This window comes from Nocardia ninae NBRC 108245, assembly GCF_007990755.1.
GTDB classification, from domain to species: Bacteria; Actinomycetota; Actinomycetes; order Mycobacteriales; family Mycobacteriaceae; genus Nocardia; species Nocardia ninae.
Genome location: NZ_BJXA01000023.1, coordinates 91326 through 113055, shown reverse-complemented (window position 1 = coordinate 113055; position 21730 = coordinate 91326). Strand labels below are relative to the sequence as shown.

Sequence of the window (21730 nt, the reverse complement as noted above, 5' to 3'; positions counted from 1 at the left end):
CGTCCCGCTGTCGGTGGCGGCGGAACGCGGCGATGGCGGCCGGACGACACGAGGAGGCGCGATGAGTACGCCGCAGAATCCGGAACGTCCCGGCGGTGCGCCGGGGTCGGCGGGCGCGGAGTCCGCGTCGTCGGCGAGTGCGAGCGGGTCGGGAGATCCATCGACGGACACCGGTGCCGCGCCCGCGTCGCGCGACTCCGGCTCGTCGGCGAAATCCGCAGACGCGAGCTCGCCGCCTTCGCTGTCCAAAGATGTTGGTGCGGCGGAACCTTCGAGTGAGCCGTACACCCCGCCGCCGCCCGCGCCCGGCGAGTGGTGGCAGCCGACCGACGCGCCGAGCGGACCGCTCGGTGGGCATGCGCAACCGTGGGGTACCGGACCCGCGGGGCCGTCGAGCAGCCAACCGACCGGCGACTCGGGACCTGCCGGGCCGCAGAGCAGTAAGCCGTCGTGGGGCTCCGGATCGTCCACCCCGCAACCGTATGGGAGTGCGGATCCGTCGGGTGGACAGCAGGGTTGGGGTGCGCCGACCGGTGGTCAGCAGCAGTGGGGCGCACAAGCCGATCCACAGCAGCAATACCCGCGGTACCCCGGCAGCGGCCAACCCCAGGATTCGGGCAGCCCGCAGCAGTACTCGCAATATCCCGGCGACCAGTCGCAAGATTCGAGCCCGCCGCAGTACCCAGGAGGCGGTCCACTGCATGAGGCGAGCGGCCCGGCGCAGTATCCGCAGGGCGGGATGTACAACTACCCGCCGAGCGGCGGCTACGGTGAACAGCCCGGTCTGCAGCAGGGCAGCTACGCCGCTTACTCGCAGCAGTCCTACGAGCCATACGCCACCCCGCGGACCGTAGGCACCCAGGTGTTCTCCATCATCGGATTCGTCTGCGCCGCGGTCGCGGTGTTGTTCTGCCCCATCCTGTTCGGCCCCGCGGGCATCGTCCTGGGGCTGATCGGCCACAGCAAGGGCGAATCCCTCGGTAAGTGGGCCGCGATCGCGTCGGGCGTCACCATGATCATCGGGTTCCTGGTGGGGTTCCTCATCTTCAACGGAGACCTGAGAACGTAGATTGCTCGGTATGAGCGAGGCACAGTCATGAACAAGTTCAGCGGCTTTCCGCTGGCGGGGCTGGATTTCTACGAGGATCTCGAGGCGGACAACTCGAAGACGTTCTGGACCGCGCACAAGGACGTGTACGAGACGGCGGTGAAGGCGCCGATGCTCGCCCTTACCGCCGAGCTGGAGCCGGATTTCGGTCCGGCCAAGATCTTCCGGCCGTATCGCGACGTGCGCTTTTCCAAGGACAAGACGCCCTACAAGGACCATCAGGGCGCGTACGTGGCGGTGGCGCCGAGCACCGGCTGGTATGTGCAGATCGGCGCGGCGGGGCTCTACGTCGCGGGCGGCTTCTACGGTGGGTCCTCGGAACAGATCGCCCAGTTGCGCGCCACCATCGACCACGAGGTGCGCGGTCCGGAGCTGGAGAAGATTCTGGCGAAGTTGACCAAGACCGGGTACACGATCGGCGGTGAGCAGCTCAAGACCAAGCCGAAAGGCTATGACGCCGACCATCCGCGCATCGACCTGCTGCGGCGCAAGGCACTGGTGTGCAACAAGGAGTTCGGGGCGCCGCCGTGGCTGGACAAGCCTCGGGCCGCCCAGGAGATCCGCACCGCCTGGGAGACGATGCGGCCCCTGATCGATTGGCTCGGCGCCGTGGTCAGCGGGGCGACCACCCGGTCACCCCTGCTCGCTTAGTCGCGGGCCGCGAGGACGAGCGCGAAGCGGTTGTCGGGGTCGGTCCACACCTGCTCGGTGCTGAACCCGGCGGTGCTCAGCTCCGCGGCGAGACCGTCGAGCCGGAACTTCGCCGAGATCTCGGTCCGCAGCTGCTCGCCGCGGGCGAATCGCACGGTGAGGTCCAGCTCGCGGACCGTGACGGTCATGTCCTCGGTGGCCGCCAAGCGCATCTCGATCCACTCGTTGGCCGCGTCCCACAGCGCGACGTGCTCGAACTTCTCCGGCGCGAAATCGGCGTCGAGCCGGGAGTTCAATACGTGCAGCACATTCCGGTTGAACTCCGCGGTGACGCCTGCCGCGTCGTCATAAGCGGGGACCAGCACGGCGGGGTCGATCACCAGCCCCGCACCGAGCAGCAGCTGCTCGCCCGGCTCGAGCACCTCGTAGATGCTCGCGAGGAATTCGGCGCGTTCCGCGGGAACCAGATTGCCGATGGTGCCGCCGAGGAACGCGATCATCCGGCGGCCGCCGCCGGGCAGGTTGTGCAGGGTGTCGGTGAAGTCGCTGACCACACCGTGCACGGCGAGCCCGGGAAACTCGCCCGCGATCTCGTCCGCCGCCGCGCGCAGCGCCGTGGCCGAGACATCCTGCGGGACATAGGTCTTCAGCGGACCCTCGGCGGTCAGCGCGGACAGCAGCAGCCGCGTCTTGGCCGCCGAGCCCGCACCGAGCTCGACCAGCACCTCGGCCTGCGCGGCCCGGGCGATCTCGCCGACCACCCGCTCCAGCAGCGCGCGTTCGGTGCGCGTCGGGTAGTACTCGGGGAGCTCGGTGATCTGCTCGAACAATTCACTGCCGCGGGCGTCGTAGAACCACTTGGGCGGCAGCCACTTCGGGTCGGCGGTGAGGCCGAGCCGGGCGTCCGCCCGCAATGCCGAGGTGAGGTCGTCGTCGGATAGGTGGATCTCCAGCGTCGGTGCGGTCATCGTGCGCCTTTCGTGCCGTCGGGCAATGGATCGATGGAAAGCTGGCCCGGCCGAGCGATCACCAGGCTGCGGTCGGGGATCGACTGCCAATTCGGGTCGTCGTCATAGGGTTCGGAGGCGAGCACCGCGACGGTGTCGGTGATCAGGGCCGACAGCGAGTGGTGCACCGTGGTGGCCCAGAGGGTTTCGCCGTCGCCGAGCAGGAAGTTGAGCCGGGCGTTGGGTGCGTGGCGCAGCACGCCGGACACGAGCAGGCCGAGGGCGGTGGCCGGGGAATCTACGAAACCGCCCGGCTCCATTGCGGTGAGCATCTGTCGCAGCAGTACCCAGAGCGTCGCGGCGTCGGTCGGTGCTTCCGCTTCGAGCAGCTGAATCGTCTCGAAGAGCCTGGTCGCGCCGACTTGGGTGGCGGCCATGTCCAGGTCGGAGGACACCGCGGTGACTACCGGACGCCAATTCGGCACCGCACCGTTGTGACTGAAGGCCCAGCGACCGCTGGTGAACGGCGCACACGCGGTCCGCTCGATGGGCATGCCCACGGTGGCCGACCGGATCGACCCCAGCACGGCGGTCGAATGCAGCTGCGCCAGTACCTCTTCCACCGCCGGGTCGGTCCAGATGGGCGCGGCGTTGCGGTACCGGCTGGCGATCAACGTGCTGTTCGGCGAGCCGTCGCCGGGTAAGGCGCTGGTCGCCAAGGGGTTTCGGGTGCCGTCGACCTCGGCGGCGCGCCACCACGCGACACCGAACCCATCGGCGTTGACCGTGCCGCCGCCGCGCATGTCCCGCGGCGCCCAGGACTGGGTGCGCAGGGAATGCGTACCGGCCGTAAGCATCTCACCGACACTCACCGTCGGGCCCAGGTAACCGAGATGTCTGCACATCAGTAACCACCTCTCGTTGAGCGACCGGAAGTTTGCCGCACTGATCGGCTCCGCACACCTGGCGGCCGAGACCGACGGCGGGCAACCTTCGCGCTCACTCGCCCTCCCCCTGCCGCAGATCGCGAGCGAGCCGGAATCCCGAGAAGATCTGCCGCCGGATCGGGTGGTCCCAGTTGCGGAAGGTGCTGCGGCAGGCCACCGGGTCGGTGCCGAACGAGCCGCCGCGCAGCACCCGGTAGTCGCCGCCGAAGAAAACTTCCGAGTACTCCCGATAAGGGAAGGCGTGGAAGCCCGGGTACGGATCGAAACCTGATGCGGTCCACTCCCAGACGTCGCCGATGAGCTGATGCACTCCAGCAGGTGTCGCACCCGCCGGATAGGCGCCCACGTCAGCGGGTTCCAGGTGGCGCTGGCCGAGATTCGCGGTGGCCGCATCGGGTTCGGCGTCGCCCCACGGGAATCGGCGGTCGGCGCCGGTGGCCGGGTCGTGCCGTGCGGCCTTCTCCCACTCGGCCTCGGTGGGCAGCCGCTTGCCCGCCCAGTTCGCGTAGGCCTCGGCCTCGAACCAGCACACATGCACCACCGGCTGGTGCGGGCGCAGCGGCGTCATCACACCGAAGACGCGACGCCACCAGTGACCGGCTGGGTCGCGCTCCCAGAATTGCGGCGCGACCAGGCCCGCCTCCTGCCGGTGCGCCCAACCGCGTTCGGACCATAGCTCGGGGCGCTCGTAGCCGCCGTCGTCGATGAAGGCCAGGTACTGCTCGTTGGTCACCGGCGCGGCGTCGATGGCGAAGCCGGGCAATCGAACTCGGTGCGCGGGGCGCTCGTTGTCCAGCGCCCACGGCTCGGTGGACGTGCCCATGGTGAATTCGCCTGCGGGAACAACGACTTCGCCGGTGACGGGCGTAGTCGTAACCGGCACGGCGGGGGCCGTCAATACTGCTGGGCCGGTACGCAATTGGTGGGTGGCCAGCATGGTCTCGTCGTGCTGCTGCTCGTGCTGAGCGATCATGCCGAAGGCGAAGCCGCCATCGATCAGCGGTGCGCCGCGTAAATCGCTGTGGTCCAGCACATCCCACACCTTGTCGCGGACGGTGCCGACATATCCCCTGGCCTGGGTCGGGTCCAGCAGCGGCAGCGCGGGGCGGTTCGAGCGGGCGTGCTTGAACGCGTCGTACAGCTCGTCGATGTCGGCGCGCACCGGCTCGCGGCCGCCGACATCGCGGACCAGCCACAGTTCTTCCTGGTTGCCGATGTGCGCGAGATCCCACACCAGCGGGCTCATCAGCCGTGAATGCTGCGCCACCAGTTCGGCTTCGTCGATGCAGTCGGTGAGGGTGAGCGTGCGCTGCCTGGCGCGGGTCAGCACCTCGGCGATCCGGTCACGCAGTCTCTCGGTGTCGGAAACGTCGGAGGCAGGCGGATGGTGAATCGTCACGATAGGTCTCCGTGGGCTAGTTCGGCGTCGGCGTCGGCACGGCGCAACGCCGGGCCGGATCGGCAATGCAGACAAGCTCTTTGCACGACTCGGCTCGATGGCAGCTCGACGCTGCCGTGCAGCGGCCGCGGTTCGCTCGCTGCCGCTCGTGTCACGAGACGGCTCCGGGACCGCCCGCCCCGGGTCCCTGGCCGCTGCGACATCGTTCCGCGGCGGCTTCGATCTCCCGAACCGCCTCGTCCGTCGCCGCGTGGGCCGCGGCCAGCGTGAGGAGCTCGACCGCCACGGCCCGGATGTCCAGATCGGCCAGCCCGTAGCGGGCGGCGTCGAGCCAGTGGCCCGCCAGCGGTGCGGCGATGGCGGTCGCCTCGGCGACGACGGTCCGGCTGGACATGAGCGCGTCGAGCACGTGGATCGGCACGGTCCAGCCGTCGCCGGGCTGTGCGTCGATGTAGCGGACCTCGAGATAACCGGACGCGCGCACCGGCGGGAACAGCGTGGTCAGGTGATAGTCGAGATCGTTGCGGTCGGGGCGGCGGCCCACCTCGTCGTCGAGGGCACCGGAGAGCCAGTCCGCGAAGGTCGCTCCCGGCGGCGGGGACCACCCGGTATCGCTGTCACCGGGTGCGCGGGCATGGTCGTCGGGTCTTCGAACGCACAGCAGCGGCACGTCCAGCGCCCACCTGCTGTAGCCGTGGATCGGATCCACCCAGTCCATCAGCGGCGGCCGGGTTCTGGCGTTGTCCAGCCGCAGCCAGGCCCGCATGCGTTGCGACGCCCACTCCCCCGCCGGGGCGCCGCGTAGCGCGGGCGAACAGGCGAAGGCGGCGAGCAACGCCGGGCCGATGGCGTAGAGCGCGGTCCAGCGGGCGGCGATATCGGCGCGATCGGCACCGGCGTCGACGCTGACCTGGGTCGCGGCGGTATTGCACATCATGAGTTTGCCGAACGGGCCGATGCCGGCGAAGGTCTGTTCCATGGCGCGATAGCGCGGTAGCTGGAGCAGCCGCTTGGGGCGGCGGTCCGCGTCGGCAGCGACGGAAACGGTGCGGATGGAACGAGATTCGAGAAGTTCCCGCAGCAGGCGGGCATCGTCGCGGAGCGAGGTATTCAGCTGCGCGGCATCAGCGAACGGTGCGCTGGACAATTCGATCTGGCCACCGGGTTCGATGGTGACCCGGCTGCCCCCTGGTAAGGCCGATTCCGGGGAATCGGGGGCGATGGACCGCGGTGCATACGGTCCGAGGGCATCCGCCAGGGCAGTCAACTGGGGACGCGGGGCGGCCGAAGGGCCTGACGCCGAACACTCACCCTGCACGGTGAGCCATTCGAGCTCGGCGCCGATCAGCGTCGGTGGTCCCTGCTTGAAGCAGACACCGCCGATATACGCCTCGGCGGCGGCTCGCGAGCCTAGCTCCCCATCGTGGATTACCCGGCTGACCAGCTCCGAATGCTCCAGCGTGACCGCCATACCAACCTCCACTGTGGGTCCGATGCGCTGTGGTTTCGTGTCCGCCGTCGTTCTGTTATCGCCGCGTGGCCGGTTTGTATTCCGCTCGCGGCATCCATCCAGAGTAGCGATCACTACCGACAAGAAATCGACAAGAATCCGAACTGGGGACCGACCGGGCACGGACAGACCCCGCCCCGCCGCGCCAGTTAAGGTCGGAATCATGCTGGCTGAAGATCGTGTCCGAGCCGACACCCCTGGTTGCGCGTCCGGTGCCGAGCCGGGTCCGGTGTTCCTCGACAGCGCCGGATCGTCACTGCCTCCGCGCGTCGTCCTGGACACCGTCGTCGATCATCTGCGCCGCGAAGCCGAGGTCGGTGGCTATCGGGCCGCGAACGAGCGCCTCGACGATCTCGCCGCGGTGAAGAGCGCGATCGGCACGCTCATCAACGCGGCGCCGTCCAGTATCGCGTTGAGCGACAGCGCGACTCGCGCATGGGCCGACTTCTTCTACTCGATTCCGCTGGCCGAGGGCGATCGGATACTGGTCTCCGAGGCCGACTACGCGAGCAACGCCATCGCGGCGCTGCAACGTGCCCGCGCCACCGGAGCCACCGTGGAGAAGATCCCGAGCGACAGCACCGGGCAGCTCGACCTGGACGCGCTGTCGGCGCTGGTCGACGAGCGGGTCAAGCTGGTCTCGGTGCTGCACGCGCCCACCAACGGCGGCCTGGTCAACCCCGCCGCCGAGGCCACCAGGATCGCGCGTTCGGTCGGTGCGCTGGTGTTGCTCGACGCCTGCCAGTCGACCGGGCAACTCCCGATCGATGTGGCCGAACTCGACGTCGACGCGCTCTCGGCCACCGGCCGAAAGTGGCTGCGCGGGCCGCGCGGCACCGGATTCCTCTACGTGCGACCGGAATTGGCGGCAACGATGGAACCGGCGCGGCTCGACCTGCACAGCGCGGAGTGGACCGCCCCGGACGAATACCGCCTCGCACCCGACGCGAGCCGCTTCGAGTTCTGGGAATGCGATGTGGCCGCGCGGCTGGGTCTCGGCGCGGCCGTGCGCTACCTGCTCGAGCTCGGGCCCGCGAATGTGTACGAGGCCATCTCGGCCCGCGCCGAGCACCTGCGCAAGGCACTGCCGGAGATTCCCGGAGTGACGGTGCGCGACATCGGCGTTCAGCACAGCGGCATCGTGTCGTTCACCGTCGACGGTGTCGATTCCCTCGCGGTGCGCGACCGGCTCGCCGAGCAGAACATCACCGTGACCGTCAGTCGGGCAGGCTCGACGCTACTGGACATGACCGGTCGCGGGCTGCAGTCCGTGGTCCGCGCCTCCCCGCACTGCTTCGTGAGCTTCGAGGAGCTGGACCGATTCGTGGCCGCCATCGCCGCGCTGTAAGCAGCTGCCGGACACCGGCGGAATTGCGTTCAGGCCAGATGTAATTCGAGGGCGCGGTCCACGAGGGCGCGGAGGTCGGCGGCGGGTGCGACCAGGCGCAGGCTGCGATTCGCCTGGAGTGCGGCGATGCCGTGCAGATTCGTCCACAGCGCGATCGCACGCTGCGCAGCATCCACGGAGCCGGCCTCGGCGGCCTCGGTTACCAGCGCCACGAACCGCTCGAACAACGGCAACGTTGTCGCGCGGAGGTTTTCCCCGGAGCCTTCGAGCAGGTCGTGCCGGAACATCAGGGTGAACATCTCCGGCCGCTCGCCGGCGAACTCGACGTACTCGACGCTCATGCGCGCCAGCCGATCTCGGGCGGACCCACCGGGATCGGCCGCGGCGAACCGGGCGATCAGATCGGCGAACCCGCGCGCCGCGATGGCCGCGAGCAGCGCGCGGTGCGTCGGAAAATACCTGCGCGGTGCCCCATGTGAGACACCGGCGGCGCGCGTGATGGCACGAAGTCCCAATTGCGCCGCGCCGACCTCTTCCAACAGGTCGACACCCGTCCCGACCAGGCGCTCCCGCAGGGTTTCACTCTCGACCATGCAGCCATTGTCTACGGCAGCCATCCAGCCTCCACATCCGGGTGTAGACACTGTCTACGCCAGTGCGGTAGACATTGTCTACACATTCCGATCGGGAGGTTCTCCGTGTGGTACTGGCTCTTCAAACACGTGTTGCTCGGCCCCGTGCTGCGGGCGCTCGGCAGACCCGAAATCGAAGGGCTGGATCATGTTCCGCGCACCGGGCCAGTGATCGTCGCGGCCAACCACCTGGCGGTGATCGACTCGCTGTACCTGGCGCTCGTGCTGCCGCGGCGCGTCACGTTCCTGGCCAAGCAGGAGTACTTCACCGGCACCGGCCTGCGCGGCCGATTCCAGCGGTGGTTCTTCTCGGCGACGGGCCAGGTGCCGGTCGACCGGACCGGCGGTAGCGCCGCGGCCGACGCACTCGCCGCCGCCACCCGAATTCTCGAAGCGGGCGGCGTGTGGGCCATCCACCCCGAGGGCACCCGCTCGCCGGACGGACGGATCTACCGCGGCCGCACCGGCACGCTGCGGGTCGCGATGGCGACCGGCGCACCGGTGATCCCGGTGGTGCTCTCCGGCACCGATCGCGTCAACCCCCGCGGCAGCCGACTGCCCCGCTTCGGCAAGGTGCGGATCAGCTTCGGCACCCCGCGCTACTACCTGCCCGCCGAGCAACACCACACCGCGCGCACCGCGACCGACGAACTGATGCGCGATCTCGCAACCCGCGCGGGACGCCACTACGTCGACCAGTACGCCACCACTTTTCGCTGACCGGCGCTCCACCCTCGGCCCACACGGTCGTCATCCGCCGAGGATCGATGGGGCACTGCAGCAATGGGCGGGCACCGAAATATCAGGAAGACCGGCCGCGCGCGCTCCGGACCGGATCCGCGCACAGGCGCGCTCCGAACCGTGCGCCCGGTTACCCGCGACACTCCAGCAAACGCAGACACGCTGGAAAAGGGTTAACGCCACGCCGGAATGGCGGGATAGTTGATGGAGGTCGGCAGGCGACCCGAAGCTGGTGATGAGGGAGTTGACGTTGAGCAGGTTCACCGACGAGATGTATGCGACGGCGCAGGCGTCTACCCGGGGGCTGGTGACCGGCGAACCGAACGCACCGCTGCGTCAGAGCTGGGGCGAGATCCACCGGATCGCCCGGCGGATGGCCGGTGGGCTCGCAGCGGCAGGCATCGGACACGGTGACGCGGTGGGTGTACTCGCGGGCATGCCGGTCGACATCGCCCCGGCCTGCCAGGCCATCTGGATGCGCGGCGCGTCGATCACCATGCTGCACCAGCCGACGCCGCGCACCGATCTGGTCGTCTGGGCGCGCGACACCGAGACGGTGCTGACCATGATCGAGGCGCGCGCGGTGGTGCTCGGCGCCCCGTTCGAGGCGGCCGAACCGCTGCTGCGCGAGCGCGGCATCACGGTGGTGCGGATCGACCAGCTGCGCGACGGCACCGACACCGACCCGGTGCCGACCGCCGAGGACGATATCGCCTTGCAGCAGTTGACCTCCGGATCCACCGGATCGCCCAAGGCGGTGCGGATCACGCACGGCAACTTCTTCGTCAACGCCTACGCCATGTTCGATCGGGTCAAATTCCAGCTCGACGACGACGTGATGGTCAGCTGGCTGCCGCTGTTCCACGACATGGGCATGGTCGGATTCCTCAGCGTCCCCATGCAAATCGGCGCCGAGGTGGTGTGCGTGACGCCGCTGGACTTCCTGATGCGCCCGTTACTGTGGGCCGAGCTGATCACCAAGTATCGCGGAACCGTCACCGCCGCACCGAACTTCGCGTACTCGCTGCTCGCCCGCAGACTGAAGCAGGCCGACGACGGCGCCTTCGATCTGAGCAGCGTCCGCTACATGTGGAACGGTGCGGAGCCGGTCGACCCGGACACCATGGAGACACTGGCCGCGACCGGAAAGCGCTTCGGGCTCAGCCCGATGGCGCTCACCCCCGTGTACGGCATGGCGGAAACTACGCTGGCCGTGTCGATTCCGGATCCCGGCCTGGGCCAGGTGCTCGACGTCATCGACGCCGACCTGCTGGAGGCACTCGGCAAGGCCGTTCCGGTGCCCGACGAGCACGGGCATCCCGGCAACATCCGCAGGCTGCCCACGCTGGGTTACCTGGTCGACCATCTGGAAGGTCGTGTGGTGGACGCGGAGCATCAGCCGCTGCCGCCGCGTTCGGTCGGCGTGATCGAATTACGCGGGCCTGCGGTCACTTCCGGCTACGTCACGGTCGAGGGTTTCCGACCGGCGCAGGACGCCGCAGGCTGGCTCGACACCGGCGACATCGGCTACTTCACCGAAGAGGGCTTGATCGTGGTGTGCGGCCGGATCAAGGACGTCATCATCATGGGCGGTCGCAATATCTACCCCACCGACATCGAGCGCGCCGCCACCCGGGTGAGCGGCGTGCGGCCGGGTAACGCGGTCGCCGTGCGCCTGGACGCCGGGCAGAAGCGGGAGAGTTTCGCGGTGGTGGTGGAGAGCAACGACTACCAGAATCCCGAGGCGGTCAAGCGGATCGAGCGCGAGATCGTGCACGCGGTGTTCTCCGAGGTAGGTTCCCGTCCGCGCACCGTCGCCGTGCTCGGCCCCGGCGCACTGCCCAAGACGTCCTCGGGCAAGCTGCGCCGCGCCGCCACCGCCGCGCACCTGCGCTGAACAGCACTGCGCCCGTACCGCCGGGTCGGTGGTACGGGCGCGCCGAACTCGGCTGAACAGCCACTCGAGCTATCGAAAAGCATTGGCAGCATGGCGCATTCGCCACGCCTGCCCTCAATGCACTTGGTTCTGCGCGGTTTCCAGTCCGACGCGCAGCAACAGCTCGACGGCGTCGGCGGCCTGCTCGACGATCACCGGGATCTCCTTGCGTTCGGCCGCCGCGAACGGCTTGAGCACGTAGTCGGCCGGATCCTGCCGACCGGGCGGACGGCCGATGCCGATCCGGGTGCGCAGGTAGTCCTTGGTGGTCAGCGCGCTCGACACGGAGCGGAGGCCGTTGTGCCCGCCCTCGCCACCGCCGCGCTTGAGCCGGATCTCACCGAAGGGCAGGTCGAGTTCGTCGTGCACGACGATCACCTCGGTGAGTGGCACCGAGAAGAATTTCGCCAGCGCGGCGACCGGGCGCCCGGACAGATTCATGAACGAGCGCGGCTTGGCGATCAGCACCTGGCGGCCGTCGAGGCGGGCCTGCAACAGGTCGGCGCCGGACTTCTTGTGCACGGCAAAACGGCCGCCGACGCGCTGCGCGAGCACGTCGGCGACCAGAAACCCCACGTTGTGCCGGGTGCGCTCGTATTCGGGTCCTGGGTTGCCCAGTCCGACAACGAGCGCGGGCCCGGTCGCGGCGTCGGTCATCTAATAACCGATACCGGTGTACTTACTCGGCGCTCGCGGCTTCGGCGGCGGCCTCGGCAGCCTCGGCGGCTTCCTCGACCTCGGCCTCGGACTGCGGCGCGGCGATGACGTTGACGATCAGCGTCTCGGCGTCGACGTTCAGCGTGACGCCCTTGGGCAGCTCGAGCGAGCCTGCGTTGATCTGGGTGCCCGCCTCGACGCCCTCGACCGAGACCTCGATGGACTCGGGAATGTTCATCGCGTCGGACTCGATGGAGATGGTGGTGGCGTCCTGGGTGACCAGGGTGCCGGGCGCGGCGTCGCCGGTGATGATGACGTTCACATCGGCGGTGACCTTCTCGCCCTTCTTGATGATGAGCAGGTCGGCGTGCTCGATGTAGCGGCGAATCGGGTGCACGACAACGGACTTGGTGAGCGCGAGCTGCTTCTTGCCGTCGATGACGAGGCTGAGCACCGCGTTGGTGCCGTGCTCGCGCAGAATGGCGGAGAAGGCGCGGGCATCGAGCGAGAGGTGCTGCGGGTCGGCCTGGTGGCCGTACAGCACGGCGGGAACGTTGCCCGCGCGACGGGTACGGCGGGCGGCACCCTTACCGAACTCGGTGCGTACGGCGGCTTCGAGAAGGTTGGCGTCGGACATGACTGGATCTACTCCCTACGGCTGTTCCGGGCTGTCAACAGTGCGCCAGGGTCTGTTTCCGCCCTGGCTGATTGGTCTACTCGTCCGACGAAGAACGAACGGGGACGGCCGGAAGCCGAGCCGCGTCGATCACGGTGAACGCAAAATCAGGTCTGCGGTCACCCTCGCCGAGACAACCCGAACACCATACCGCAATGGTTATGCGCAGATGGAATCGGGTGGTCAGGCGCTGGTCGTGTCGAGGCAAGGGTGATCGCGTAGATTAGAGCGGTTGCCGATCGGTCGTCTGTGAAAGGTTGTTCCGTTGACCGCCACCCCTGAGGGACTGCCCGCCGAGGTTTCCCGACGGCGCACATTCGCGGTGATCTCGCACCCCGACGCGGGCAAGTCGACGCTCACCGAGGCGCTGGCGCTGCACGCCAGGATGATCTCCGAGGCCGGCGCGATCCACGGCAAGGCCGGACGCCGCTCCACCGTCTCGGACTGGATGGAGATGGAGAAGGCGCGCGGCATCTCGGTCAGTTCGACCGCGCTGCAGTTCAATTACCGCGCCGAGGGCTCCGACACCGACAGCGTGATCAACCTCGTCGATACGCCGGGTCACTCCGATTTCTCCGAGGACACCTACCGGGTGCTCACCGCCGTCGACGCCGCGGTGATGCTGATCGACGCCGCGAAGGGCTTGGAGCCGCAGACGCTCAAGCTGTTCCAGGTGTGCCGCCATCGCGGCATCCCGGTCATCACCGTGATCAACAAGTGGGACCGGCCGGGCCAGGCGCCGCTGGAACTGCTCGACGAGATCAGCGAGCGGATCGGGCTCACCCCCACGCCACTGTTCCTGCCCGTCGGCATCGCGGGCGACTTCCGCGGGTTGCTGCGCCGCGGTGAGGAGGGCGCCCCGCTCGAATACGTGCACTTCACCCGCACCGCCGGTGGCGCGACCATCGCGCCGGAGGAGTCGCTGACCCCGGAGCAGGCCGAGGCCCGCGAGGGCGAGGCGTGGACGACCGCGGTCGAGGAGAGTGAACTGCTCTCGGCCACCGGGCAGGACCACGACCAGGAGATGTTCCTCGCCGGGCAGACCTCGCCGGTCATCTATGCCTCGGCGATGCTGAACTTCGGGGTGCGGCAGCTGCTGGAGACGCTGGTGTCGCTGGCGCCCGCGCCGGGTCCGCGCCCTGACGTCAACGGCGGCGCGCGCGAGGTCACCGAGCCGTTCAGCGCGGTGGTGTTCAAGGTGCAGGCAGGCATGGATGCCGCGCACCGGGACCGGCTGGCGTTCATGCGGATCGTCTCCGGCGAGTTCGAGCGCGGCATGGTGGTCACGCACGCGCAGACCGGTCGGCCGTTCGCGACGAAATACGCTTTGACCGTGTTCGGCCGGGAGCGCAACACCGTCGACACCGCCTACCCGGGTGACGTGGTCGGCCTGGTGAACGCGACGGCGCTGGCGCCGGGCCACACGCTGTTCGTGGACAAGAAGGTGGAGTTCCCACCGATCCCGTCGTTCGCGCCGGAGCACTTCGCGGTGTTGCGCGCCGAGAGCGCGGGCAAGTACAAGCAGTTCCGCAAGGCCATCGATCAGCTCGACTCCGAGGGCGTGGTGCAGGTGCTGCGCAACGATATTCGCGGCGACGCGTCCCCCGTGCTCGCGGCCGTCGGGCCGATGCAGTTCGAGGTGGTCACCGCGCGCATGCTGACCGAGTTCAACGTCGAGACCAAGCTGGACAACCTGCCCTACACGCTGGCCAGGCGTACCGATGCGGCGTCGGCGGACGAACTCGGCAAGCAGCGCGGCGTCGAGGTGTTCACCCGCAGCGACGGTGCGCTGCTCGCGCTGTTCAGCGACAAGTGGCGGTTGCAGTACATCGAGAAGGAATTCCCGAAGCTGACGCTGGAGCCACTGGTCGCGACCGCGGACTGATCACCCGGCTTCGGGTTCGCGCCGCACGGGCGGGGCGCCCGGGTCGCGTTCGACGGACGAAATGACGCCGTCTTCCCGGGAAATCAGGCCCCAGCGGCTCGATGTCAGGCGCAGGCTGGGCAGGTCGCTGAGCGAGAGCACCACTTCATAGGTGCGTTCGTAACCGGTATGCGAAATGCGCCAGCGGCCGTCGTCGCAGCGGACATATTCATCGGAGTAGAAGGCCGCGCCGCGCAGCAGCATGTTGTGGCCGGGGATGAGCACGGTGTCGGCGAGGTACCAGGTGCCGGTCGCGGAGTCACCGTCGATATCGATTTCGGGGTGGTCGCAGCGGTGTTCGGTGATGACGTGCGGTCCCAGAGTGTTGCGCATGAAGGCGAGGAACGCGTCGCGCGATTCGAACTGCAGGTATTCGCTATAGGTGGCGGTAGCCTCGGGAATCATGGTGTCCGCGAACTCATCCCAAGATTTCGTGTCGAGGGTGCGTAAGTAGCGGAACTTCAGCCGGCTGATCGCCGTGACGTCGTCCAGTTTCCGATCGTCGACGCGCCGTGCGTCCTCGCGGCGTTGCTGCTCGCCTGCGTTCATTCCGGTGACTCGCCCGCCGACGCCGATCGACGGGTCGCCGCGCTGCTGTGCGCCGACGCCGATCCCCGAGTTGTTCCGTTCCTGCCCGCCACCACCCGCGCTCGGGTCGCCGCGGCCCTGCCCGCCGGTTCCCTGATCCATACTTAACAATCCCATCCGAAGCCCGCCAGCTTCATGATTTGGGAGATTTGTACCATCCGCGTCCGCGTCCTCGGCGCATGGCGACTACGGCCCGCCATTGGGTGTCGGTGGTTTACACCGCGATTCTCAGTCCCGAGAATCGGTGGCTGACCGGCTGTGCGCGGAGAATCCCGCGTCAGTTACCGATGGTGAAGCAGGTGCGGCAGAAGTCCTCGCCGAACTCGGTGAGGCGCAGACTCTTGCGCACGATCTTCGGTGCGCGGCCCGCCTTCTTCAGCGCCGCCTCGACCAGCGGCTGCACCTCGAGCACCATGTATCGGCTCAGCACCACCGGGTCGTCGGAGACCACGGTCAGCCCGAGCCGGTTGAGGTTGATGAGGTAGAGGCGGGACCGGTCCGGGTAGCGCACGCCGGCCTGCTCGGGCACCGAGGTCAGATCCCCCTGCACCAGTTCGGAGCCGATGCCGAGCGGGCGGTTGGTCCGCACGTCGACCGAGGGCTGCGGGCCGTTCTGCGCCATGAAGCGCAGGATGCGTGCCTCGTCGGGAGCCAGTTCGTCGAGGATTCGGTCGTAGGCGGGGTGCACGTCTTCGGTGAAATAGACGTCGGCGGATCGGGCGAGCAGTGCGTCGCCGCGTCTGCGTAGCTCATCGATGCTCGCCGAACGAAGATAGGAACCGACGGCCAGCGCCTGCTGCTGCGCACCGCTGCTATTACCGGGACCGTTCGGCGTCGGCACGTAGCTGACGATCTCGCGCACCGAGCCCTCGGTGACGCCGAGTGCGCTACGGGCTATGGAGCGCAACGCATTTCCGGTTCGCTCGGCGATATCGGCGGACGACTCACCGTCCAGCGCGGCCTGGGTGATCTCCTTGGTGACCTCGTAGGTGGTGCCGACCGCCCACTGCCCGCCGCGCACGACACTGCCCGCCGCGACGCCGGCCGCACGGAATACGCCGCGGATCAGCCGAGCCTCGTTGCTGATCTGCCGCTGTTCGACATCCGAACTGCGCTCAACGGCGCGGGAACCGGCTCGGGTGATGTCTTGTCCGGTCCTATCGTCTGCCACGTCATACTCCGATATCGCCAGGTGAACGAATCCCGCCCCACAGATTACTGCCCCCTGTGTCGCTGGTCATTGTCGCGGTCGGGCCCAGCCGATGCGGCATTCCGCACAAACACTGTGACCGATGTCTCGACGTGCGACACTGTGGCACCGCGCACTGGAGGTGGACCCCGCCCGTCATCTCACAACTCCGCCTCGCTGGCGCTCGGCTCCGTTGTGCGATGAACGCACTGTGTTGTGGGTTCGCTCGCTACGCTCCCTCACATATAAGGTCCCAGTGCCGACATGGTGCTAACTTGATGTTCCGGTGAGGCGGCGGTCACCGGTGTGTCGGCAGGAGGGTGTCGTGTTAGAGAGTGTGTTCGGGATCCACCCGACAATCCTCCTAGAGCTTCTGACTATCCCACTTTTCACGGGAATCATCGGCTACATCACCAACTGGACCGGCGTGCTCATGCTGTTCCGCCCTCTTGCATTCCATGGCTTCCGACTACCCGGTCTTCGCGCGCTGTATCCCTTCCTGCCCAAAAGAATTCAGGTACTTCCGCTACTGAGTTACGACGGCCGATTCGGCTGGCAGGGCATCGTGCCGTCGCGCGCGGACAAGATGGCGAGCATCGCGGTCGACAAGGGTCTGGCGAAACTGGGAAGTGTCGCCGATTTCTATCGCGAGTTGGAGCCGGACAAGCTCGCCGAGCATCTCGCGAGCATCGCCGACGAACAGATCCAGACGATCGTCGAAGATATTCTCAAGCGGGAGCATCCACAGCTCTGGTACAACCTGCCGAGCCAAGTGCGCGACATGGTCCAAGCCCGAGTCCGGCAACAACTGCCGGATATTCTGCGCGAACTGACCGATGAATTAGGCGCGAATATTGATCAACTGCTCGATGTGAAGCAGATGGTGATTCGCTACTTCCAGGGCAGGCCGCAACTGCTCAACACCCTGTTTCAAGTACTCGGTGCGAAAGAGTTGCGGTTCATGATCAACTTCGGCTTCTACTTCGGCGCGCCGATGGGCGTCGTGCTGGTCGCCCTGCTGCATTTCACCGGGTTGTCGTCGTTGATCGTGCTGCCGATCGGCGGTGTGATCATCGGCTGGGTGGTCAACTGGGTGGGCATCAATATGATCTTCGCGCCCGCCTACCCGAAGTGGTGGTGCCCGTGGCGGCAGGGTCTACTGATCAAGCGCCAGTCCGAAATCACCGACGGCTACGCCGAATTGGTATCCAGTCAGGTGCTGACGGTCGCCAATATCGGCGACGAGCTGCTCAACGGCCCGCGCTCGGACCGCACCATCCAGATGCTCGAGGACACCCTGCGCCCCGCCGCCGACCGCGCGCTCGGCCCGGCCAGGCCCGCCGTCAAGTTCATGCTCGGCAGCCGCGACTACGACTCGCTGCAGGACACCTTCACCGCCGAGGCCATGGCCATCGCCCCGATCGCCTTCGCCGACCCGGAGTTCAACGTCCGCCAGGGCAGACAGATCAACTCCTACATCGCCAAACAGATGGCGGCGCTGCGGCCGCCGGACTTCGTCGACATGCTGAGATCGGCCATCAAGCAAGATGAGTGGCTGCTTTTTCTCCATGGCGGCGTGTTGGGCCTGTTCGCCGGATACGCTCATATTCTGATATTCGGAACAGGAGTGGCGACCACATGGCTGTAGCGAAATCCGACCCCGGCGACGATGCCGGGGCCGTCGAGCACTCCGCCGCGGCCGTCGAGCCGTCGACCGAGCTCGCGCGACGGCCGGACAGCAACGTCTTACGCCACGACGAATCGCCTTCGCGGGTGGGATATCCCATCGCCGGGGTACGCGCGGCGACCGGCGTGGCCAGGGTGGCCTGGTCCGCGGTGACCGGTGCGACCGCGTGGGGTGTCGGCACCGCGGTCGGTGTCACCTCGACGGTCGTGCAACGCAGCATCCAAGGCGTGCCGCCGCGAGAAGTGCTGGCCGAGGCCGAATCCGAGGTGCGCGACCGGGTGCGCCGGGCGCTCGGCTTCCCCGAGGCCCCGAACGAGACTGCCGCGCAAACCGTTCCCACGCTGCGTGAGCAGGGTGCGGCGCTGCTGCGACTGTCGGCGAGCACGCACGGCGACGAGGAGAACCATCCGGCGTTCGCGGGCATGCTGGCCGAGCTGACTCCCGACGAGGCCCGAATCCTGCGCTTCCTGCGCTTGGACGGCCCGCAGCCTTCGATCGACATCCGGACCGGGCGCCCGCGCGCGCTCGGCGCCGAACGCGTCGGGTCGATGCTGACGCTGGTCGGCGAGCAGGCCGGACTGCGCTTCCCGAACCGGATCCAGCAGTACCTGACGAACCTGCGCAGGCTCGGACTGGTCGAGCACGCGCGGGAGCCGGTCGGCAATCCGCACCGGTACCAGCTGCTGGAGGCGCAGGCGCCGGTGCGCGAGCTGCTGAAGCGCTCCGGGTTCGGCACGAAGGTCATCTACCGCAGCGTGGCGCTCACCGGGTTCGGTGGCGACTTCGTGCGGACCTGCCTGCCGGTCGCCATCGGGGACGATCGCGCCGCCGGCCACTGACGGCCACGGCGGGGGTCAGTGACCCTCCGCCAGCTCCATCCAACGTTCCTCCGCGGCTTCCTTTTCCGCGATGACCTGCTTGAGCTCGGCCCCGAGCTTGACCAGCTCGCCCGGGTCCGTCGCGGCCTCGGCCAGCGCGGCGTGCAGTTGCCGCTCGCGCTCGTCGAACTTCTCGATGGACCGTTCCAGCTTCGACAGTTCCTTGCGGGCGGCCCGCTGGGTCGCCGCGTCGGTCACCGGCGCGGACTTCGTGTCGGCACCCGAACGGGCCACCGCATCACCCTGCGCGGCGCGCTTCTTCAAGTACTCGTCGATGCCGCCGGGCAGATTGGTGAGCTTGCCGTCGCCGAACAGCGCCCAGGTGGAGTCGCAGATGCGCTCGATCAGGTAGCGGTCGTGGCTGATGACGACCAGGGTGCCCGCCCAGTTGTCGAGCAGATCTTCCAGCTGCTGCAGGGTGTCGATGTCCAGGTCGTTGGTCGGCTCGTCGAGCAGCAGCACGTTCGGCTCGGCCATCAGGATGCGGGTCAGCTGCAACCTGCGCCGCTCGCCACCGGACAGATCACCGACCGGAGTGCGCTGCCTGGCCGGAGTGAAGCCGAGCCGCTCGGCGAGCTGACCCGCCGAGATCTCCTTGTCGCCCAGCATAATTCGCTGCGCGACCTGCTGCACCGCCTCCAGCACGCGCATGTCGGTCGGCAGATCGTCGAGTTCCTGACGCAGCCAGCCGATCTGCACCGTCTGGCCTTGAATGCGTTTGCCCGCCGCCGGTTCCGTCTCGCCGGCCAACGTGCGCAGCAGGGTTGTCTTGCCGGAACCGTTCACCCCGACCAGGCCGACCCGCTCACCCGGCGCGAGCCGCCAGGTCAAGTCGCGCACCAACTCCCGGCCGTCGGGGGTGGTGAGGGTGGTGTCCTCGAGCTCGATGACGACGCGGCCCAGCCGCTTTCGCGCGAATGCGGCCAGCGACACACTGTCGCGCGGCGCGGGCACATCGGCGATCAGCGCCTCGGCGGCCTCCACCCGGTAGCGCGGCTTGGAGGTGCGGGCCTTGGCCCCGCGACGCAGCCAGGCCAGCTCCTTGCGGGCCAGGTTGGCGCGGCGCGCCTCGGAGGCGTCGGCCTGTCTGGCGCGCTCGGCGCGGGCGAAGATCCAGTCGCCGTAGCCACCCTCGTAGGTTTCGACCTTGCCGCCGACCACCTCCCAGGTGTTGGTGGCGACGGTGTCGAGGAACCAGCGATCGTGGGTCACCACCACCAGCGCGCTGCGCCGGTTGAGCAGATGCTGGGCCAACCACTGCACGCCTTCGACGTCGAGGTGGTTGGTCGGCTCGTCGAGCACGAGCAGATCGAGCTCGCGGACCAGCGCGGCGGCCAGGGCAACGCGCCGCCGCTCACCACCGGAGAGATTGTCGATGGAGGTTTCCAGGCCGAGCCCGGCGATGCCGATACCTTCCATCACCAGCCGGATGCGCGGGTTCGCCGCCCATTCATGCTCGGCGACGTCGTCGGTCATCGCGTCGTCGGCCAGACCAGCCAACACGACGTCGCCCACCGTGGAGCCGGGCGGCAGCACGCCGCGCTGCGTCACCGTGGCGATCCGCAGCCCGCCTACCCGGCTGACCCGTCCACTGTCCGGCGGCTCCAGCCCGGTGAGCACCTCGAGCAGCGTCGTCTTACCGCCACCGTTCAAACCGACAACCCCGATACGCTCGCCCGCGTGGACGCCCATCGATACGTTGTCTAGCAGCGGAGTGATCCCAAAACTCTTGGAGACCTGCTCGAGGTTGATCAGGTTGGACATGAATCCTTCCGGTCCTAACGGTGGCGGGCTCGTTGCTTGCCCTGAGCCAGCGTACTGAGCTCCGGCTGCCACGTTCCGCGTGGCCATGTCCGCGGCCGATACCGCGCCTCTTGCGTAACGAACAGCGTTCGTCTAGATTGTCTGCAACGAACATCGTTCGCCACGAACACTGTTAGTTGAAGACGCTCTCCAGACAAATAGCCGCAGAACGGGAGCCCCACCTCGGACGAGGAGGTGTGCGGGCGGCGCCATCCACTTCGTTTTCCTCCGGAGGTTTCCCATGCACGTCGGGCTCGGTCTGCCCATCTCCGACCCCACCGTCCTGCTCGACTGGGCCCGCCGCGCCGATGCCGGCCCGTTCTCCACCCTCGGCCTGCTCGACCGGCTCGTCTACGACAACCCCGAACCGCTCATCGCACTCGCCATCGCCGCGGGCGCAACCAGCCGCATCAAGCTGCAGACCGAGGTGCTCATCGCGCCGCTGCGCGAACCGACCCTGCTCGCCAAACAGGCTGCGACGCTGGACCGCATGTCCGGCGGACGTTTCGTGCTCGGCCTCGGTGTCGGCGGTCGCGCGGACGACCACATCGCTTCCGGCACCGACCTGCGCACCCGCGGCCGCCGCCTGGACGAGCAGATGGAGATCATGCGCCGCGTCTGGTCCGGCGCACCGTATCGCACCGACTGTGGTCCGATCGGCCCTGCGCCGCTGCGTCCCGAGGGTCCCGAAGTCCTGTTCGGCGGCTTCCAGCCCGCCGCGCTCGAACGCGTAGGCCGGTGGGGCGGTGGCTTTCTCGCCGCTGCCGCACCCTCCTGGGCAGGCGGGCTGTTCGACACCGTGCGCCGCTCCTGGACCGACAACGGCCGCACCGGCGAGCCACGCATCGTCGCGCAGGTCAACGTCGCACTCGGCGACCAGAGCCTGATCGAGGAAGCTCGCGCCTCGATGGGCAGCTACTACGAATTCAGCGGCCGCGCCGACTACATGCTCGAGGGCATGCTGACCACACCCGAGGCGATCCGCTCCGCTATCAAGCAGTTCGACGACCTCGGCGCCGACGAAGTCATGCTCTACTGCTACGGCAGCGACGCCGACCAGGTCGACCGGTTGGCCGACGTCATCGCCTGAACCAGCGAAGATCGGTCAC

At 68.0% G+C, this 21730-nt stretch carries 19 protein-coding genes; 9 read left to right on the top strand and 10 right to left on the bottom strand.

Features of this window, described 5'->3' with window-relative positions; translation table 11 throughout:
* The first annotated feature begins 61 nt into the window (after window positions 1-61).
* Together NN4_RS18950 and NN4_RS18945 are read left to right on the top strand one after the other, a co-directional pair.
* Window positions 62-1069 carry a hypothetical protein gene (locus NN4_RS18950; RefSeq protein ID WP_147132870.1) on the top strand — a complete coding sequence of 336 codons (1008 nt, stop codon included), beginning with the start codon at window positions 62-64 and terminating at the stop codon, window positions 1067-1069.
* A gap of 27 nt (window positions 1070-1096) precedes the next feature.
* Window positions 1097-1759, top strand: coding sequence for a DUF2461 domain-containing protein (locus tag NN4_RS18945; protein ID WP_147132867.1), 663 nt, complete (start codon window positions 1097-1099; stop codon window positions 1757-1759).
* Here the strand turns inward: NN4_RS18945 and egtD are convergent.
* The 4 genes from egtD to egtA form a co-directional block, all read right to left on the bottom strand.
* On the bottom strand, window positions 1756-2727 hold the full coding sequence (gene egtD / locus NN4_RS18940; protein WP_147132864.1) for an L-histidine N(alpha)-methyltransferase: 972 nt from the start codon (window positions 2725-2727) through the stop codon (window positions 1756-1758). The two genes, NN4_RS18945 and egtD, sit on opposite strands and share 4 nt — an antisense overlap.
* Window positions 2724-3611 carry a class II glutamine amidotransferase gene (locus NN4_RS18935; protein WP_147132861.1) on the bottom strand — a complete coding sequence of 296 codons (888 nt, stop codon included), beginning with the start codon at window positions 3609-3611 and terminating at the stop codon, window positions 2724-2726. The genes egtD and NN4_RS18935 overlap by 4 nt, the downstream gene beginning before the upstream one ends.
* 94 nt (window positions 3612-3705) lie before the next feature.
* A complete protein-coding gene (gene egtB / locus NN4_RS18930; protein ID WP_147132858.1) occupies window positions 3706-5052 on the bottom strand; it encodes an ergothioneine biosynthesis protein EgtB in 1347 nt (448 codons plus the stop codon).
* A gap of 151 nt (window positions 5053-5203) precedes the next feature.
* Complete coding sequence (egtA, locus tag NN4_RS18925) at window positions 5204-6523, bottom strand: ergothioneine biosynthesis glutamate--cysteine ligase EgtA (protein WP_147132852.1); 1320 nt, start codon at window positions 6521-6523, stop codon at window positions 5204-5206.
* A gap of 202 nt (window positions 6524-6725) precedes the next feature.
* Between egtA and NN4_RS18920 the strand changes: the two genes are divergently transcribed.
* Window positions 6726-7910: an aminotransferase class V-fold PLP-dependent enzyme gene (locus tag NN4_RS18920; protein WP_147132847.1), complete on the top strand. Its 1185-nt coding sequence runs from the start codon at window positions 6726-6728 to the stop codon at window positions 7908-7910.
* 29 nt (window positions 7911-7939) lie between these two features.
* On the opposite strand, the gene NN4_RS18915 is transcribed toward NN4_RS18920, so the two are convergent.
* Window positions 7940-8503 carry a TetR/AcrR family transcriptional regulator gene (locus NN4_RS18915; RefSeq protein ID WP_147132845.1) on the bottom strand — a complete coding sequence of 188 codons (564 nt, stop codon included), beginning with the start codon at window positions 8501-8503 and terminating at the stop codon, window positions 7940-7942.
* A gap of 105 nt (window positions 8504-8608) precedes the next feature.
* Between NN4_RS18915 and NN4_RS18910 the strand changes: the two genes are divergently transcribed.
* Window positions 8609-9262 carry a lysophospholipid acyltransferase family protein gene (locus NN4_RS18910; protein WP_147132842.1) on the top strand — a complete coding sequence of 218 codons (654 nt, stop codon included), beginning with the start codon at window positions 8609-8611 and terminating at the stop codon, window positions 9260-9262.
* Between the two features lie 271 nt (window positions 9263-9533).
* Window positions 9534-11180, top strand: coding sequence for a fatty acyl-AMP ligase (locus NN4_RS18905; protein ID WP_147132838.1), 1647 nt, complete (start codon window positions 9534-9536; stop codon window positions 11178-11180).
* A 114-nt stretch (window positions 11181-11294) separates the two neighbouring features.
* Here NN4_RS18905 and pth read toward each other — a convergent pair whose 3' ends face one another.
* Window positions 11295-11876, bottom strand: a complete 582-nt coding sequence (gene pth, locus NN4_RS18900) for an aminoacyl-tRNA hydrolase (protein WP_147132835.1) — start codon at window positions 11874-11876, stop codon at window positions 11295-11297.
* 22 nt (window positions 11877-11898) lie between these two features.
* Window positions 11899-12513, bottom strand: a complete 615-nt coding sequence (locus tag NN4_RS18895) for a 50S ribosomal protein L25/general stress protein Ctc (RefSeq protein WP_147132832.1) — start codon at window positions 12511-12513, stop codon at window positions 11899-11901.
* Between the two features lie 304 nt (window positions 12514-12817).
* On the opposite strand from NN4_RS18895, the gene NN4_RS18890 reads away from it, so the two are divergent.
* The gene (locus tag NN4_RS18890) at window positions 12818-14437 is read left to right on the top strand and encodes a peptide chain release factor 3 (protein WP_147132828.1); all 1620 of its coding nucleotides are present in this window, start codon (window positions 12818-12820) and stop codon (window positions 14435-14437) included.
* Here NN4_RS18890 and NN4_RS18885 read toward each other — a convergent pair whose 3' ends face one another.
* Together NN4_RS18885 and NN4_RS18880 are read right to left on the bottom strand one after the other, a co-directional pair.
* Window positions 14438-15025 (bottom strand): nuclear transport factor 2 family protein, encoded by a 588-nt coding sequence (locus NN4_RS18885; RefSeq protein WP_246180950.1) that lies wholly within the window; start codon window positions 15023-15025, stop codon window positions 14438-14440.
* Window positions 15026-15341: 316 nt separating this feature from the next.
* On the bottom strand, window positions 15342-16235 hold the full coding sequence (locus tag NN4_RS18880; protein ID WP_147132825.1) for an Abi-alpha family protein: 894 nt from the start codon (window positions 16233-16235) through the stop codon (window positions 15342-15344).
* A 343-nt stretch (window positions 16236-16578) separates the two neighbouring features.
* Here NN4_RS18880 and NN4_RS18875 point away from each other — a divergent pair, with 343 nt between their 5' ends.
* Together NN4_RS18875 and NN4_RS18870 are read left to right on the top strand one after the other, a co-directional pair.
* On the top strand, window positions 16579-17901 hold the full coding sequence (locus tag NN4_RS18875; protein WP_246180947.1) for a DUF445 domain-containing protein: 1323 nt from the start codon (window positions 16579-16581) through the stop codon (window positions 17899-17901).
* Window positions 17892-18779, top strand: coding sequence for an Abi-alpha family protein (locus NN4_RS18870; protein WP_147132822.1), 888 nt, complete (start codon window positions 17892-17894; stop codon window positions 18777-18779). Before NN4_RS18875 ends, NN4_RS18870 begins: the two co-directional genes overlap by 10 nt.
* A 15-nt stretch (window positions 18780-18794) precedes the next feature.
* Here NN4_RS18870 and NN4_RS18865 read toward each other — a convergent pair whose 3' ends face one another.
* Complete coding sequence (locus tag NN4_RS18865; RefSeq protein ID WP_147132819.1) at window positions 18795-20582, bottom strand: ABC-F family ATP-binding cassette domain-containing protein; 1788 nt, start codon at window positions 20580-20582, stop codon at window positions 18795-18797.
* A 280-nt stretch (window positions 20583-20862) separates the two neighbouring features.
* On the opposite strand from NN4_RS18865, the gene NN4_RS18860 reads away from it, so the two are divergent.
* Window positions 20863-21711 carry an LLM class flavin-dependent oxidoreductase gene (locus tag NN4_RS18860; protein ID WP_147132816.1) on the top strand — a complete coding sequence of 283 codons (849 nt, stop codon included), beginning with the start codon at window positions 20863-20865 and terminating at the stop codon, window positions 21709-21711.
* The last annotated feature ends 19 nt before the right edge of the window (window positions 21712-21730 follow it).

Bases quoted from the DNA above. Each gene is read 5' to 3' on its own strand.
- NN4_RS18865 (WP_147132819.1), bottom strand. From the start codon at position 20,582: ATGTCCAACCTGATCAACCTCGAGCAGGTCTCCAAGAGTTTTGGGATC.
- pth (WP_147132835.1), bottom strand. From the start codon at position 11,876: ATGACCGACGCCGCGACCGGGCCCGCGCTCGTTGTCGGACTGGGCAAC.
- NN4_RS18915 (WP_147132845.1), bottom strand. From the start codon at position 8,503: ATGGTCGAGAGTGAAACCCTGCGGGAGCGCCTGGTCGGGACGGGTGTC.
- NN4_RS18920 (WP_147132847.1), top strand. From the start codon at position 6,726: ATGCTGGCTGAAGATCGTGTCCGAGCCGACACCCCTGGTTGCGCGTCC.
- NN4_RS18860 (WP_147132816.1), top strand. From the start codon at position 20,863: ATGCACGTCGGGCTCGGTCTGCCCATCTCCGACCCCACCGTCCTGCTC.
- egtD (WP_147132864.1), bottom strand. From the start codon at position 2,727: ATGACCGCACCGACGCTGGAGATCCACCTATCCGACGACGACCTCACC.
- NN4_RS18895 (WP_147132832.1), bottom strand. From the start codon at position 12,513: ATGTCCGACGCCAACCTTCTCGAAGCCGCCGTACGCACCGAGTTCGGT.
- NN4_RS18935 (WP_147132861.1), bottom strand. From the start codon at position 3,611: ATGTGCAGACATCTCGGTTACCTGGGCCCGACGGTGAGTGTCGGTGAG.
- NN4_RS18950 (WP_147132870.1), top strand. From the start codon at position 62: ATGAGTACGCCGCAGAATCCGGAACGTCCCGGCGGTGCGCCGGGGTCG.
- NN4_RS18885 (WP_246180950.1), bottom strand. From the start codon at position 15,025: ATGAACGCAGGCGAGCAGCAACGCCGCGAGGACGCACGGCGCGTCGAC.
- NN4_RS18945 (WP_147132867.1), top strand. From the start codon at position 1,097: ATGAACAAGTTCAGCGGCTTTCCGCTGGCGGGGCTGGATTTCTACGAG.
- egtA (WP_147132852.1), bottom strand. From the start codon at position 6,523: ATGGCGGTCACGCTGGAGCATTCGGAGCTGGTCAGCCGGGTAATCCAC.
- NN4_RS18870 (WP_147132822.1), top strand. From the start codon at position 17,892: ATGGCTGTAGCGAAATCCGACCCCGGCGACGATGCCGGGGCCGTCGAG.